The sequence below is a fragment of the Halomonas saccharevitans genome (genome assembly GCF_032333995.1).
GTDB classification, from domain to species: domain Bacteria; phylum Pseudomonadota; class Gammaproteobacteria; order Pseudomonadales; family Halomonadaceae; genus Halomonas; species Halomonas saccharevitans.
This window is the reverse complement of record NZ_JAVXUR010000001.1, coordinates 370,535-386,129: the sequence shown is the minus strand read 5'-3', so window position 1 is coordinate 386,129 and position 15,595 is coordinate 370,535. Positions and strand designations below refer to the sequence as shown.

Below are 15,595 nucleotides of genomic sequence, written 5' to 3'. Positions count from 1 at the left end.
AATGGAATGAGGCTGTGTCCGGCTAGAGCGCCAGAGACTGCCAGCGGCGCCGCTGCCAGATCAGCACGAACCAGGCCGAATTGAGGCAGCGATAGCCAAGCTGCACCCACCAGATGCCGAGCAGACCCTGCTCGAGTACCACGCCCACCCACCAGGCCAGCGGCAGGAACACCAGCCACTGCAGGGAGAGGGTCGCGGTCATCACGGTGCGGTTCGCGCCGGCGCCCAGCAGTGCCTGGGCGAACACTAGAGCGGCGGCATCGAGCACGATCATCACCGCGGTCAGCTGCAGCGGCAGCCGGCCCAGAGCGATCAGGCCCGGGTCGTGGAGGAAGAGGCGCAGCACCGCCTCGGGGAAGAGCAGCATCGGCAGGGCCAGCACCGCCAGGGCGCACCAGGCCAGGCGTACCACGTCCCAGCCCCAGCGGTGGGCGTCATGGTGTGCCTGGCGGCCCAGCGCCTGCCCGACCAGGCTCATCGCCGCCATGCCGAGCCCCACGCCGGGCAGAATCAGCAGCAGCGAGAGGTTCACCAGCACGTGGCCCACCGCCACGCTTGGCGTATCGATGCGGCCGAGTATCCAGAACAGCACCGCGTAGCCGGCCGCGAACCACAGCTGCTGGAAGGAGTGGGGCGTGGCCAGGCGCAGGGTGGTCGACAGCACGGCGCCCCGGGGGCGTTCGACCATGAAGCCGCTGCCGGTGGCGTGACGCAGGCTGAGCCCGGCCCAGATGGCGAGCCCCGCGAACAACGAGAGGCTGGTGCCGGCCCCGGCCCCGGCCGCGCCCATGGCCGGCAGCCCGGCCAGCCCGAAGATCAGCCCCAGGCTCGCGACCACGTTGATGGCGTGCATCACCAGGATGATGCGCAGGTAGATGCCGGTCTGCTGGATGCCGTTCCAGTAGCCGCGGAAGCAGAAGATCATCGCCACCGGGGCGAGCGACACCACCCGCCAGCGGAAGTACTCCACCGCCACGGCGTTGACGGCGGGGTCCTGGTTGATCAGTGCCAGCAGGCGCGGCGCCTGCCACAGGCAGAGCAGGGTGAGCGGGCCCGCCACGGCCATCGCGATGGCAAGCCCGGCATTGAGCGGCAGGGCGCGTCGTCCCCAGTCCTCCTCGCCGTGGCGTCGCGCCGTCTGGGCCTGCACCCCCGAGGAGAGCCCGAAGACCATGGCGGTGATCAGGAACATGGCGTAGCCGCCGATGCCTACGCCCGCCAGGGGCACCTGGCCGAGCGAGCCCACCAGGGCGGCATCGATCAGGTTGAGCAGGCTCTGAGTGAGCATGCCGGCGATGATCGGCAGTGAGAGGCGCAGGATCGTCTGGCGGCGGGTGGGCTCGGGCAGCATCCGTCTTCCGGCAAGGTGGGGCAAAGGGGCAGACATGGCCCGCCTTGGCGGGCCGTCGGGGTCAGGCGGGGTCGTAGGAGAGCACCGGCGCGAGCCAGCGCTCGAGGTCCGTGACGCTCATGTCCTTGCGAGTGGCCAGCGCCTCGACCTGATCACGGGTGATCTTGCCGGTCGAGAAGTACTTCGAGCGGGGGTGCGAGAAGTACCAGCCGGCGACTGCGGCGGCGGGCCACATGGCGAAGTTCTCGGTGAGCGCGAGGCCGGCGTTCTCGGTGGCGTCGAGCAGGCGGAACAGGGTCGCCTTCTCGGTGTGATCGGGGCAGGCCGGATAGCCCGGCGCCGGGCGAATGCCCTGGTACTTCTCGGCGATCAGCGCCTCGTTATCCAGGGTCTCGTCGGGCACATAGCCCCAGAACTCCTTGCGCACCCGCTCGTGGAGCCGCTCGGCGAAGGCCTCGGCCAGGCGGTCGGTGAGCGACTGCACCAGGATGGCGTTGTAGTCGTCGCCGGCGGCCTTGTAGCGCTCGGCGAGCGCCTCGACGCCGTGGCCGGTGGTCACGGCGAAACCGCCGATCCAGTCCGGCTGGCCGCTTTCCTCGCCGCTGGCGTCATAACGGGGCGCCACGAAGTCGGCGAGGCTCTGGCAGACGCCGTCGCGGTTCTTGGTGGTCTGCTGCCGGATGTGGTGCAGCCGCTCGATCACCTCTCGGCGTGACTCGTCGGCGTACACCTCGATGACGTCGTCGTCGACGCAGTTGGCCGGCCACAGGCCGATCACCCCGCGGGCATGCACCAGCTTCTCGTCGATCAGCTTGCCAAGCATCGCCTGGGCGTCGGCGAAGAGATGGCGCGCGGCCTCGCCGACCACCTTGTCTTCTAGGATCCTCGGGTACTTGCCGGCCAGCTGCCAGCTCATGAAGAAGGGCGTCCAGTCGATGCGCTCGACCAGCGATTCGATGTCGTAGTCGTCGAACACCTGGAGGCCGGTGATGGCCGGCCGGGGCGGCGTGTAGCCCTCCCAGGCCATGTCGGGCTTGCGGCGTCGCGCCTCGTCGTAGCTCAAGTCGGCGGCCTTGGGGCGACGCTTGGCATTACGCTCGCGCACCGTCTCGTACTCGGCGCGGATGTCCGCGATGTAGGCCGGCTTCAGGGCCGGCGAGAGCAGCTTGCCGGCCACGCCCACCGCGCGGGAGGCGTCCGAGACGTAGATCACCGGCTGATCGTAGCCCGGTTCGATCTTGACCGCGGTGTGAGCCTTGGAGGTGGTGGCGCCGCCGATCAGCAGCGGCAGGCTGAAGCCCTGGCGCTGCATTTCCTTGGCCACGTGGACCATCTCGTCGAGCGACGGGGTGATCAGCCCGGAGAGGCCGATGATATCGGCGTTCACCTCACGGGCCGTCTGCAGGATCTTCTCGGCGGGCACCATCACGCCCAGGTCGATCACCTCGTAGTTGTTGCACTGCAGGACGACGCCGACGATGTTCTTGCCGATGTCGTGCACGTCGCCCTTGACCGTGGCCATGACGATCTTGCCCTTGGCCTTGGTCTCGGCACTCTTCTCGGCCTCGATGTAGGGGATCAGGTAGGCCACCGCCTGCTTCATGACCCGCGCCGACTTGACCACCTGGGGCAGGAACATCTTGCCGGCCCCGAACAGGTCGCCGACCACGTTCATGCCGTCCATCAGCGGCCCCTCGATCACCTCGATGGGGCGCTCGGCACGCTGGCGAGCGAGTTCGGTGTCCTCCTCGATGTAGGCGGTGACGCCCTTGACCAGGGCGTGGGAGATGCGCTGCTCGACCTCCCAGGAGCGCCACTCCAGATCCTCCTTCTTGGCCGGGCCGCTGCCGTCGCCCTTGTATTTGTCGGCGAGCTCCAGCAGACGCTCGGTGGAATCGCTGCGCCGGTTGAGGACCACGTCCTCCACGGCCTCGCGAAGCTCCGTCGGCAGGTCGTCGTAGACCGCCAGCTGGCCGGCGTTGACGATGCCCATGGTCAGGCCGGCGCGCACGGCATGGTAGAGAAACACCGAGTGGATCGCCTCGCGTACCGGGTTGTTGCCGCGAAACGAGAAGGAGACGTTGGAGACGCCGCCGGAGACCATGGCGTGAGGCAGGTGCTCGCGGATCCACTGGGTCGCCTCGATGAAGTCCACGGCGTAGTTGTCGTGCTCCTCGATACCGGTGGCGATGGCGAAGATGTTGGGGTCGAAGATGATGTCTTCGGCCGGGAAGTCCAGTTCGTCGACCAGGATGCGGTAGGCGCGCTCGCAGATCTCGCTCTTGCGGGCGAAGGTGTCCGCCTGGCCCGCCTCGTCGAAGGCCATCACCACCACGGCGGCGCCGAAGCGCCGGCAGGCGGTGGCCTGCTCGCGGAAGGCGTCCTCGCCCTCCTTCATGGAGATGGAGTTGACCACCGCCTTGCCCTGCACGCACTTCAGGCCCGCCTCGATGATCGCCCACTTGGAGGAGTCGATCATGATCGGCACCCGGGCGATGTCGGGCTCGCCGGCGATCAGGTTGAGGAAGCGCACCATCGCCTCCTCGGACTCGAGCATCCCCTCGTCCATGTTGATGTCGATGACCTGGGCGCCGTTCTCCACCTGCTCCAGGGCCACCTCCAGCGCCGTGGTGTAGTCCTCCTCGACGATCAGCCGCTTGAAGCGTGCCGAGCCGGTGACGTTGGTGCGCTCGCCGACGTTGACGAACAGCGAGTTGGCCTCGATGTTGAAGGGCTCGAGCCCGGAGAGGCGACAGGCCCGCGAGCGCTCGGGCACCCGGCGCGGGGGCAGGTCCTTGATGGCGGCATGGATCGCCGCGATGTGCTCGGGCGTGGAGCCGCAGCAGCCGCCGATGACGTTGACCAGGCCGCTTGCGGCGAACTCGGCGACGATGGCCGCCATCTCCTCGGGGGTCTGGTCGTACTCGCCGAACTCGTTGGGCAGGCCGGCGTTGGGGTGGGCCGAGACGAAGGTGTCGGCCTTGGTCGAGAGCTCCTCGACGTAGGGGCGCAGCTCCTCGGCGCCCAGGGCACAGTTCAACCCGATGGTGAGCGGTCGGGCGTGGCGTACCGAGTTCCAGAAGGCCTCGGTGGTCTGCCCCGAGAGCGTGCGCCCGGAGGCGTCGGTGATGGTGCCGGAGATCATCACCGGCAGACGCTCGCCGCGATCCTCGAAGAGCTCCTCGAGGGCGAAGATCGCGGCCTTGGCGTTGAGGGTGTCGAAGACCGTCTCGATCATGATCAGGTCGGCGCCGCCCTCGATCAGCGACTCGGCGGCCTCACGGTAGTTCTCGCGCAGGGCGTCGAAGGTGACGTTGCGCTTGGCGGGGTCGTTGACGTCCGGCGACAGCGAGGCGGTGCGTGAGGTCGGCCCCAGCACCCCCGCCACGTAGCGCGGCACGCCGCTCTCCTCGGCCACGGCATCGCACACCTGGCGGGCCAGGCGCGCCGACTCGCGATTGAGCTCCGGCACCAGCGCTTCCATGCCGTAGTCCGACTGGGAAAGGCGGGTGCTGTTGAAGGTGTTGGTCTCGACGATGTCGGCACCGGCCTCGAGGTAGTCGCGGTGGATGCGGGTCACCAGGTCGGGGCAGGTCAGGGCCAGCAGGTCGTTGTTGCCCTTGAGGTCGCTGGGCCAGTCGGTAAAGCGCTCGCCACGGAATTCCTGCTCAGACAGCTCGGCGTTCTGCAGCATGGTCCCCATGCCGCCGTCGAGCATCAGGATGCGACGTGACAGGCTGTCGTGAAGCGAGGCGGTCTGGGCGGTGGGAACGGCGGCCATGGGCGGGTCAATCTCCAGCGAAGAAGCGTCAAGGTTCTGGCCGGCAGCGGTGCGCCTGTGGCGTCTTGTCTCATTGAGGCGCTGCGGGCCGAGGGCGGCCTGCCGAGATGCGGCACGTCGGCGGGTCGCCGGGCAAGCCGATCATCCTAGCAAAAGCCGGCGCGCCGCGGCAGGGGCGCGACGCGAGCGTCTTTCATGTCGTGCGTGACCGAGCTTCATACAGCCGATGGATGTAAAACCCAGCAAATCAGTCGGGATTGTGTCGGCCGCGCGGGTCGCTTACCATTGATGTCATCACCATTTCTGCCTCCGTCGCGACGGTCTTCGCTGCGGCGGGTCACGATAGCGAGAGCATGATGAGCGACAGCATCCAGATCACCGATAGCGCCCAGGACTACCTCGCCGAGCTGCTCGAGAAGCAGAACGTCGAGGGCATCGCGGTACGCATCTTCATTACCCAGCCCGGCACGCCCTACGCCGAGACCTGCCTGGCCTACTGCCGGCCCGGCGAGGAGGAGCCCAACGACGAGCTGCTGGAGCTTCCCAAGCTGCGCGTCTATCTCGACAAGAACAGCCTGGCCTTCCTCGAGGAAGCCGTGGTCGACTTCAACGCCGATCGCATGGGTGGCCAGCTGACCATCAAGGCGCCCAACGCCAAGATGCCCAAGGTCAACGCCGACAGCCCGCTGGAGGATCGCGTCAACTACATCCTCTATAGCGAGATCAACCCGGGTCTGGCCTCCCACGGCGGCGAGATCAAGCTGGTCGAGCTGACCGAGGACCAAGTGGCGATCCTGGCCTTCGGCGGCGGCTGCCAGGGCTGCGCGGCGGTCGACCTGACCCTCAAGGATGGCGTCGAGAAGACCCTGCTCGAGCGCATCCCGGAGCTCGCCGGCATCCGCGACGTGACCGACCACTCGGACACCACCAACGCCTACTACCGCTAAGCGCGGCGATGGGCGCGAGACGCCCCGGGAGGCCTTCGACCTCCCGGTGTCGCGCTCACTCCTCCCTGGAAGGCTCCGCATTCGCGGGGCCTTCGTCGTTTCTGGCGCCGTGTTCGGCTTCGCCCTCTGTCTCGTGCTCGTTGTCAGGCGGCGTCACCGGTGCCTGCCACAGGCAGCGATGCAGCTGAGTCTCTAGGTCGCGCAGGCGGCGCGCCTGCTCGGCCAGCAGCTGCTTCTGCTCGTCGATGCGCCCTTGCAGCAGAGCCTGTTCGTGCTGCTGCGTGCGCGTGCGCTCCTCGGCCTGCCGGCGTGCCCAGTCGGTCTCCCGGTGGCGCTTCTCTTCCTCGGCCAGCGCGCTTCGCGCCTCCTGCACCAGCCGCTCTGTCTTCTCCAGTCGCGTCTCGAGCTGCTGGTGGCGCTGCGCGTGGGCCTTGTCGGCGGCTTGGCGCTCCTGGCGCGCCTGGTCGAGCAGGGCCATCAGCCGCGATTCGCTGCTCTCATGACGCTTCTCCTCCTGGGTCAGCCGCTCCTGGTGGTGTGACGCCTGCTCGGCCAGCGCCTGCTGATGCTCCCGGGCCTTCTGCTCCTGCGCCTGCTGCAGGTCGGCGAGCTGCTGCTCGAGCCGCGCCTGCTGGCGGGAGAGCTTCGCTTCGCGCTCGGCCAGGGTATCGCGTTCGGCCTCCCGGCGGGCGAGCTCCCCGCTCTGTTCCGTCAGGCGCTGCTCGGTGCTCGCCAGGTGGGCGGAGAGCGCCGACTCCCGCTGCTCGGCATCTTCGGCGCGGCGTGACGCCTCGCCGGCCTCCTGGCGGGCCGTCTCCACTCGGCCGTCGGCCTCCTGGCGATAGTGGGCCAGCGCCTCGTTGGCGGCGGCCTGAGCCTTCTCCCACAGCGCCTCGGCGAGCTCCTGCAGCGCCGGCGGCATGCCGTGGGGCGGGGGCTGGTCGCGGTTCTCCTCGCGCTGGGTGCGCCACTCCCGCAGGTGCTCGCTGATGGTGGTGAAGCTGCCGGTGCCGAGCACCTCGCGCACCTTGTGCACGCTCGGGGCCTCGCCTTTCGAGAGCAGAGCGTCGATGGCCCGCTGTACATCCTCGTACCGCACGCCGCTGCGCGCCATGGTCGTGTCCTCGTGGTGGTCTGCCGCCCGCATGTCGGGCCGTGTTGGTGTTCAGGGCGCCAGTCTAACTGGGAGCGGGCCAATATTGAAGCCAATTACATAATACGTAAAACGTAAAAATATTTACATTAATCAGAATAAAATCAAGATTACGCGGCTTATCTTGATTATGTGGCGGTACAGGGGCGACACTGGGCGGTGTGGCAGAAGGGGCCCTCCACAAGCAGGTCGCGAAATACGGCAAGAGTCGCGGGGAGCCACGGCGTAAATCGATACGGCATGAATGTCAGGGAAGGACACGAGGAGTCGATGAGAGACGAATCACATCAGGGGGTTGAGCAGGGTAGTCGGGGGGGTGATCGGAGCCTGGCAAAGGGCCTGGAGGTCGCGCCGAGCCGAGCGCCCGCGGCGGATCTCGCGCCTTCGCCGGCAACGCGCGTGCATATCGAGGCCGAGAGCGACGCCGAGGCGGTGGCGCGGTGGCTCGCCGAGTATCGAGCCAGCCGGCAGACCCAGCGCGCCTATCGCCGTGAGGCGGAGCGGCTGCTGCTGTGGCTTTCCGAGCAGGGCAGGGGCCTTGGCGAGCTGCGCCGGGGTGACCTGGATGCCTTCGAGGTGTTTCTGGCCGATCCGCGTCCGGCCGAGCGCTGGATCGGCCCGGTACGACCTCGCGACGATCCCCGCTGGCGGCCCTTTCGCGGGCCGCTGTCACCGGCGAGTCGCCGGCAGAGCCTGGTCATCCTGCAGGGCATGTACGCCTGGCTCGTGGAAGCGGGCTGGGTCGGCCACAACCCGTTTCGGCTGATGCGCGACAAGCGTCGCCGCCTGGATAATCGCCAGGGTGGCATCGAGCGCTATCTCGAGCGGCCGCTGTGGGACTGGTTCTGGGCCTGGCTCAATCGGCCTATGGCGGCGGACGCCGCACCGCGCCGGGTCTTCGAGCGGTCGCGTCGCCGGCTGGTCTTCGGCTTCGCCTACCTGCTGGCCCCGCGCATCGGCGAGATGAGCGCGGCGCGCATGAACGACTTCGTGCGCCGCGAGGGGCGCTGGTGGTGGCGGGTGATCGGGAAGGGCGACAAGGCGGCGCAAATCCCGGTGCCGCCGGACATGCTGGCCCTGCTGGAGGCCTGGCGGGAGGCCCTGGGTCTGTCACCCCATCCTGCGTCGGACGACGATGGCCCGCTACTCAGGGCCCTGGACGGCAGGCGGGGCCTGGGCGACAACCGGCTCTATCGGCTGATTCGCGACGCCTTCGGCGAGGCGGCGGACGTCCTGGAGGCCGAGCAGGGCGACGAGGCTCGCGACGCCGCGGCGCGCCTGCGCCAGGCGACGCCCCACTGGCTGCGTCATACGGCCCTGACACACCAGGCTCAGGCCGGCGTGGAGCTTCGTTACCTGGCGGGCACCGCACGCCACTCGCGACTCGATACCACGGCGCGCTACCTGCATGCCGAGGATGAGGAGTGGCATCGCCAGCAGGCCCGCCATGGCTTCGGGAGCGGGGCCGCCTATGAAGAGCACGACGACGGCGGAGGATCGAGATGGGACGCCTGAGTCGTTATACTGAACCTCACCGCTTTGAGGAGAGATCATGAGCACCGAGACCACCGCCGAACAGGCCCAGCAGGAGCTTCTCGACGAGTTCGAGATGTTCGACAACTGGATGGATCGCTACCAGTACATCATCGACATGGGCAAGCAGCTGCCGACCTTCCCCGAGGAGTGGAAAGTCGATGAGCTGAAGATCCAGGGCTGTCAGTCCAACGTCTGGATGCGTCACCGCCGCGAAGGCGAGACCCTGCACTTCGATGCGGTCTCCGATGCCGCCATCGTCTCCGGGCTGATCGCCGTGCTGATGCGCATCTACAACGACCGCCGGCCGGCGGACATCCGCGCCACCGGCCCGCACTTCCTCAAGGATCTCGGCCTCGACAAGCATCTGTCGCCGACCCGCAGCAACGGCCTCAACGCCATGCTGGAGCGGATCTACCGAGTGGCCGAACAAGAAGCCGCTGCCTGACCCATAGGCTCTGATCCTCGGGTCTGCCATAATCATTATTATCGGCCGTGTCGATTTTATAATCATTTTCGCAGCGGGATAATCATTTTGGCAGCCCAAGAGCAGAATGAAATCGGCTATGGCTGGCTTGCCCGCCGCTACGACGTCGAGGCGACTCAGCCGTTCCCAGTCACGAGCCGTATCGGGAGGACGCGGCATACGCATGAAGTCGATGGTGGCCGCCAGGAGACGTATCTCGAGGCCATGCGCCCGGCCGATACCCTGAGTGCTCATTTGACCTTCGCCCTGAAGCACGAAGAAGTGCACCTGGAGTTTCTGGCTCGACTTTTCGAGGTCATTCCCGAGCAGTTGCTGGCAGATTGGGTGCTTAGTGAATCTACCGGGCAATATGCCCGTCGGGCGGGCTTTCTCTATGAATGGCTGACGGGGCGTCAACTGGATATCGACGAAGTGGGGGGCAACTATCGCGACCTGCTCGATGCTCGATATCACCTCGTCCGAAGCTCGCCGAAGCGGAATCGTCGCTGGAGGATCAACGATAACCTTCCCGGAACTCCCGACTACTGCCCGATGGTGCGCAAGACGCCCTTGGTCGATGAAGCCTCGGGTTACGACGTTGGTGCCCGGCTGGATGCCATGGAGGGGGAGTTCGGCGCCGACATCCTGCGCAGAAGTGCCGTCTGGCTGACCATCAAGGAAAGCCGTGCCAGTTTCGTCATCGAGCATGAGGGTGATCGGCGAGACCGCATCCAGCGCTTTGCGGAAGCCATGGAAGCCTACTGTGGTCGCCTGTCGGACCCGCTCGATCAGCATGCGCTGAGTGATCTCCAGCGGGCCATCCTGGGCGTGTCGACGATCGAGCCGGGACTGCGTCAATCTCCGGTCTTCGTCGGTAGCCGGTCTCTCCAGCACGGTGCCGTGGTGCACTATGTCTGCCCACACTGGGATTGGCTGCCCGGCATGCTCGGTGGGCTGCGTCAGTTCCTGTTGACCACAGAGAATGTTCCTTCCATCTTGCGCGCGGCCGTGGCGAGCTTCGGCTTCGTCTTTCTCCATCCTCTGGCCGATGGCAATGGCCGAGTGTCGCGGTTTCTGGTCAATGACGTACTGCGGCGCGATGGGGTCGTGCCCGAGCCCTTCATTCTACCCGTCTCCGCGGCCATCACTTCCTCGGCGATTCGGCGTGCCGAATACGACCGGGTGCTTGAGCGCTACTCGCGCCCCTTGATGGAGGCCTACCGAGATTCGGTTACCTTCTCTAGGGAGCGCTCACGATACGACGATGGAATCGAGTCTGACTTCGAGTTTTCGGCCTATGATCTGGCGGGGCCAACCTGGCGTTATCCCGACCTGACACCCCAGGTCGAATATCTAATGGGCATTCTTCGTCATACGCTGGAACATGAGATGCATGAGCAGGCCACGCTGCAACGGGCCTGGTATCAGACGCGATCGGCGATCAAGGATTGGCTGGAAGGGCCCGATGACCACATCGATCGCATCATTCGTGCGATTCGCCAGAACGGCAGAATCAGCGGCAAGCTGATCAGGGAATTTCCAGTGTTGCAGGATGCGGACCTGGCATCACGCCTGGAGCAGGAAGTGGTCACTGGTTTTCGTGATCTGGACGTCCATTTCTAGGCGTTATTTTCTTTGGCGGCATCGCTTGCGCCGTGCTGTCGGCAGCGAAAATGTTCGTCGAGCTCGGGGTCCTCGCGGCACAGTTGCTCGCTCGGGCCGCCGGGTACCGGATCGATGCCGCCGTCGGCGCCGGGATGGCAGCGCGCGATGCGCTTGATGCCCAGCCAGCCGCCGCGCAGCGGGCCATGTACCCGCAGGGCCTCCGCCGTATAGGCCGAACAGCTCGGCCAGTAGCGACAGCGCGGCCCCAGCAGCGGGCTCAGCGTGACCTGATAGAGCCGCACCAGGGCGATCATCAGCCCGCCCAAGGCGCGTGACAGCAGGGCCAGCCCGCGCCTCATGACTCAGGCCTTTCCATCTCGGTCCTTCTCATCTCAACCCTTGCCATAGAGCGTATCGGGGTCGATCAGCGGATCGCTGCTGATACGCGCCTCGTCACCCTCCAGCGCCACATAGAAACAGCTGCGCCGCCCGCTGTGGCACGCCGGCCCGGTCTGTTCCACCTGCAGCAGCAGGGTGTCGCCATCGCAGTCCAGCGCGGCGGCCCTGAGGCGCTGCTGCTGGCCGGAGCTCTCGCCCTTGCGCCACAGCTTGCCGCGGGAGCGCGACCAGTAGCAGACGCGGCCGGTGCGCAGGGTCTCCTCCAGGGCCTCGCAATTCATCCACGCCATCATCAGCACCTCGCCACTGTCGTGCTGCTGGGCGATGGCGGGGATCAGGCCGTCGGCATTGAAGCCCACGGCGGCGAGGATCTCGGCCAGGGGCCGGCGGCTGTCGCGGGGGGCCCGTTCGAGGGCCTTGAAGGATGTGCTCATGGAGACTCCGCGGATAGAGCAGGAGAGTGTGCCTGACGGCAGGCGTCGCACTGGCCGAGCAGCTCGATGGTCTGGCGCTGGACCTCGAAGCCCAGCTCCTGGGCGCGTCGCATCAGGTGATCGTTGATTTCGTCCAGGTGCAGCTCCTCGACGCGGCCACAGTGGCGGCAGATCAAAAGCTGGAAGCCGTGGGCGTGCTCCGGGCAGGGGCAGGCCACGTAGGCGTTGAGCGACTCGATGCGATGCACTAACCCGTGCTCGATGAGAAACTCGAGGGCCCGGTAGACGGTGGGCGGACGCGCCGCAGCGTGCTCGGCCGCCAGGCGGTCGAGCAGCTCGTAGGCCTTCAGGCCGCCGCGGGTGGTGGCGATCAGCTCCAGCACGCGGCGGCGAATCGGCGTGAAGCGCGCGCCGCGCTGCTGGCACTGCTGCTCGGCCTGGCGGATCATGTCGCGGGGGTCGGTCATGGCACCCGAAGCGGTGGCTGGAGGAAGCACATATTCTACGCGGCCCCTAGGTGAGGAGCCAGCCGGCGCCTCAGGCCGTCTCGCGCAGCTCGCTCGAGCGGGCGAAGTGGTGCTGCGAGAAGGCGATCCGCTCCTCGGCGGATACGCCGTCCGGCTGGCGTTCGATCAGGTCGAGCCGCGAGCGCAGCCCCACGCCGTTGGCCATCTGGATCGCCAGGCCCGGGCGGGCGTTGAGCTCGAGCAGCATGGGGCCATGATCGCGATCGAGCACCATGTCGGTGCCGAGATAGCCAAGGCCCGTCATCTCGTAGCAGCCGGCGGCGAGCAGCAGCAGGGTCTCCCAGCCGGGAATGTGCAGGCTGGCGAGCTCATGGCCGGTATCGGGATGGTCGTGTCGCGTGCGGTCGAACTGCACGCCGCGGATCGCCATGCCGCTGGCGATATCGATGCCGACCCCCACGGCGCCCTGGTGCAGGTTGGCCTTGCCGTCTGATGCCGCCGTGGAGAGGCGCATCATCGCCATCACCGGATAGCCCTTGAAGACGATCACCCGGATGTCGGGCACGCCCTCGTAGGTGTACTCGGCGAAGGAGTCGTCGAAGTTGATCAGCGCCTCGACCAGCGCCACGTCGGGTGAGCCGCCCAGCGAATAGAGCCCCGAGAGGATGTTGGAGACGTGACGCTCCACGTCGCCGAGGCTCAGCCGGGTGCCGCTCGGCTTGACGTAGTGATCGCCCTCGACCCGCTCGATGACCAGGATGCCCTTGCCACCACTGCCCTTGGCGGGCTTGATCACGAAGCCCGGGTGGCCGATGAGCATCTCGCGGATGTGCTTGATGCCGAACTGCGTGGTGACGGTGCCGATCAGGGCCGGCGTGGTGATGCCGTACTCCTGGGCGAGCAGCTTGGTCTGGAGCTTGTCATCCACCAGCGGATAGAGCCGGCGGCTGTTGTAGCGTCCGATGTAGCGGATGTTGCGCCGGTTCATGCCGATGATGTCCTTGGCACGCAGGCGCGCGGGGGTCGTCCACATGACTCAGTCCTCCGTGACCGGCTGGAAGCGGCGCAGCTCGAGCAGGCGATAGCCCGTGTAGTTACCGAGCAGCAGAATCAGCCCCATCAGCATCAGCTGCACGCCGAGGAAGTTGAAGGTGATGTGGCGGATCCAGGGGTTGTTCATGGCCAGATAGGCGAGCACCGCCGTCATGAGGCTGCCGCCACCCTGGATCAGCACCTGCTTGGGGCCTTCCTCCTCCCACAGGATCGACATCCGCTCGATGGTCCAGGAGAGGATGATCATCGGGAAGAAGGTGATGGTCAGGCCGGCGTTGAGCCCGAATCGATAGGAGAGCACCGAGAACACCGAGATGATGGCGATGACCGTGATGATCACCGCCGTGACTCGCGCCACCAATAATAGATTCAGATAGGAGAGATAGTTGCGGATCACCAGTCCCACGGCGACCACCATCAAGAAACCGACCAGGCCGGTGATCAGGGTGGTCTGGATGAAGGCCAGCGCAATCAGCACCGGCATGAAGGTGCCCGAGGTCTTGATGCCCACCAGGACACGCAGCAGCACCACCACCAGCGCGCCGATGGGAATCAGCAGGATGGTCTGGAACAGTGCCTGATCCTCGAGGGGCAGGCTGTGGATCGAGAAGTTGAGCAGGGTGTCGTCGGCCAGCTGGTTGCGCACGGCGGCGGCGGCCGGCTGGTTGCGCGAGAGCATCGAGAAGTTGATGCGCGAGTTGCTGCCGCCCTGGACCTCGAGCACCGCCTGACCGGCGGACTCCCAGAGCAGCATGTTGTCCGGTCGTCCTCGCTCGCCGGTGCGCGGATCGAAGAGCCCACCCTGCTGATCCTCGAAGACCTGGATCCAGGTCGTCAGGCTCTGGCGGCGGCGGCCATGATCCAGCATCAGCCCGCTGACCTCGCGGGCCGGCACCCCCGCCTGATTGAGCAGGCGCACCAGCAGCGGCGTGCGGTCGAACTGGGTCAGCAGCAGCCGCGCATTCTCGCCCTGGCGCTCGTCGCTGAAGTCGCGGATCAGCTCACGGGCGAAAGTGAAGTGATCGGCGCTGCGCGACCAGGCGCGGTCGATCACCTGGCTGGCTGCGGTATCGTAGGGCGACTCCCAGAGGATGTCGCGACGCAGGGCAGGGGGCTCGATGTTCGCGTCACGGGCTTCCGGTGCCACCAGCGCCTGGACGCTATAGTAGAGCTGCTGCTCGCCGACGGCCTCGCGGGTCGACCATTCGGCGCGACGACCGCCTTGCTCCTCGAGAAAGGCCAGGCCGTAACCGGGCGAGGCGGTATGCTCGGTAAGGATGCGATACCCCTGCTGGCTCGAGGGCAGTGCCATGTTGACCTTGGCCGGTCCACCGTCGGCGGTGAAGTTCACCTGGGCCTCGATCTCCCAGACCTGGCGCAGTTCGCCCGGCGTCCAGGGCACTTCGAACTGCACGTGACGATGGATGCTCATGGCGGCGCCGGCCACCAGCAGGAGGGTGACGATCAGATAGAAGGGCAGTCGTGACATGGGTCTTCCTTGGGGGATGGACGGGCGGTCCGGGTCAGGCCCGGACGCGGGCGTCAGCCCTCGGGTTGTGCATCGGCATCGGTGGCTTCATCGGCGCCGGCGTCCGCTGCCGGACGCCCACCCGGAAATTCGGGGCGCTCGTGGAGGTACTGCTCGGCCACGTCGATGATGGCGATATCCAGCAGGAAACGACGCCCGAGCAGGACCGGGTGATCGAGGTGCGTGCGGTCATTTAGGGTGAACTGCACCGTCTCGCGCAAGGGGCCGAGGGTCATCATCAGGCTGATCACCGGTCGAGAATCCTCACCGGAGGCCTGGATGATGCGCACGCGTCGATCCACCGGCGCTTCGATCCACTCGCCGCGGACGCCGTCGACGACGCTGTCGTCATCGTTGAGCCCCAGCTTGAAACGCACCCAGTCCTCGCCGTCGCGTTCGAAGCGCGTGATCTCGGTGGCCGAGAGCGACGAGGTAGTGGCACCCGAGTCGATCCGCGCCTTCAGGTAGGTGCCTACGCTTGGCAGGCCGATCCATTCTGAGCGCCCCAGCAGCGACTTGTTGGAGACGCTCGCATCGTTGGTGCACTCGCGTGTCACCTGCTCCGGTTCGCTATTGGCCTGCGCCAGACCGGACTGCAGTCCTCGCAGCAGGCTGCCAATCTCTCCGAGGTCGGCAGTGACCCGATCGAGACGCTGCTGCTGCTGTGCAAACTGCTCCTGCTGGCCACCGCACTGACTCATCACGGTGGTTTCCAGCTGCATGAAACGCTCCTCGAGCTGCGCCCGGGTGGCAGGCTTGGCGTCGACGTCCTCGTCTGCCTGAGGCAGCCAGGCGCATCCCGTCAGCAACGAGAGTCCAAGCACTGCCACTGCGCATGAATAGCGATTACCCATTTATCGTTCACACCTTTCAGCGGC

At 66.6% G+C, this 15,595-nt stretch carries 13 protein-coding genes; 4 read left to right on the top strand and 9 right to left on the bottom strand.

From position 1 onward, the window contains the following. Positions 1 to 22: 22 nt before the first annotated feature. Entirely contained in the window at positions 23 to 1,351 is a 1,329-nt protein-coding gene (locus RSO68_RS01760; protein WP_315585206.1) for an MATE family efflux transporter, read from the bottom strand. Between the two features lie 61 nt (positions 1,352 to 1,412). Beyond that, complete coding sequence (gene metH, locus RSO68_RS01755) at positions 1,413 to 5,132, bottom strand: methionine synthase (protein ID WP_315585205.1); 3,720 nt, start codon at positions 5,130 to 5,132, stop codon at positions 1,413 to 1,415. A gap of 356 nt (positions 5,133 to 5,488) precedes the next feature. Here metH and nfuA point away from each other — a divergent pair, with 356 nt between their 5' ends. Further along, entirely contained in the window at positions 5,489 to 6,079 is a 591-nt protein-coding gene (nfuA, locus tag RSO68_RS01750) for a Fe-S biogenesis protein NfuA (RefSeq protein WP_089848906.1), read from the top strand. Positions 6,080 to 6,134: 55 nt separating this feature from the next. On the opposite strand, the gene RSO68_RS01745 is transcribed toward nfuA, so the two are convergent. Beyond that, positions 6,135 to 7,193, bottom strand: a complete 1,059-nt coding sequence (locus RSO68_RS01745; protein ID WP_315585204.1) for a DNA-binding protein — start codon at positions 7,191 to 7,193, stop codon at positions 6,135 to 6,137. Between the two features lie 438 nt (positions 7,194 to 7,631). Between RSO68_RS01745 and RSO68_RS01740 the strand changes: the two genes are divergently transcribed. The 3 genes from RSO68_RS01740 (at position 7,632) to RSO68_RS01730 (ending at position 10,854) form a co-directional block, all read left to right on the top strand. Next, positions 7,632 to 8,747, top strand: coding sequence for a tyrosine-type recombinase/integrase (locus RSO68_RS01740; protein ID WP_315585203.1), 1,116 nt, complete (start codon positions 7,632 to 7,634; stop codon positions 8,745 to 8,747). 37 nt (positions 8,748 to 8,784) lie between these two features. Further along, the gene (locus tag RSO68_RS01735) at positions 8,785 to 9,213 is read left to right on the top strand and encodes a SufE family protein (protein ID WP_089848900.1); all 429 of its coding nucleotides are present in this window, start codon (positions 8,785 to 8,787) and stop codon (positions 9,211 to 9,213) included. An 87-nt stretch (positions 9,214 to 9,300) separates the two neighbouring features. Next, entirely contained in the window at positions 9,301 to 10,854 is a 1,554-nt protein-coding gene (locus RSO68_RS01730; RefSeq protein WP_315585201.1) for a Fic family protein, read from the top strand. On the opposite strand, the gene yidD is transcribed toward RSO68_RS01730, so the two are convergent. The 6 genes from yidD to RSO68_RS01700 all read right to left on the bottom strand — a co-directional run bounded on the left by yidD (position 10,851) and on the right by RSO68_RS01700 (position 15,526). Next, on the bottom strand, positions 10,851 to 11,195 hold the full coding sequence (yidD, locus tag RSO68_RS01725) for a membrane protein insertion efficiency factor YidD (RefSeq protein WP_089848899.1): 345 nt from the start codon (positions 11,193 to 11,195) through the stop codon (positions 10,851 to 10,853). The two genes, RSO68_RS01730 and yidD, sit on opposite strands and share 4 nt — an antisense overlap. A 33-nt stretch (positions 11,196 to 11,228) precedes the next feature. Beyond that, positions 11,229 to 11,669 (bottom strand): phosphoribosyl-AMP cyclohydrolase, encoded by a 441-nt coding sequence (gene hisI, locus RSO68_RS01720; protein ID WP_089848897.1) that lies wholly within the window; start codon positions 11,667 to 11,669, stop codon positions 11,229 to 11,231. Then, on the bottom strand, positions 11,666 to 12,136 hold the full coding sequence (locus tag RSO68_RS01715; RefSeq protein WP_315585200.1) for a Fur family transcriptional regulator: 471 nt from the start codon (positions 12,134 to 12,136) through the stop codon (positions 11,666 to 11,668). The genes hisI and RSO68_RS01715 overlap by 4 nt, the downstream gene beginning before the upstream one ends. 70 nt (positions 12,137 to 12,206) lie before the next feature. After that, entirely contained in the window at positions 12,207 to 13,169 is a 963-nt protein-coding gene (locus tag RSO68_RS01710) for an alpha-L-glutamate ligase-like protein (RefSeq protein WP_089848893.1), read from the bottom strand. Positions 13,170 to 13,172: 3 nt separating this feature from the next. Continuing rightward, positions 13,173 to 14,678, bottom strand: a complete 1,506-nt coding sequence (locus RSO68_RS01705) for an inactive transglutaminase family protein (protein ID WP_315585199.1) — start codon at positions 14,676 to 14,678, stop codon at positions 13,173 to 13,175. Between the two features lie 53 nt (positions 14,679 to 14,731). Next, on the bottom strand, positions 14,732 to 15,526 hold the full coding sequence (locus RSO68_RS01700; protein ID WP_315585198.1) for an ATP-dependent zinc protease family protein: 795 nt from the start codon (positions 15,524 to 15,526) through the stop codon (positions 14,732 to 14,734). Between the last annotated feature and the right edge of the window lie 69 nt (positions 15,527 to 15,595).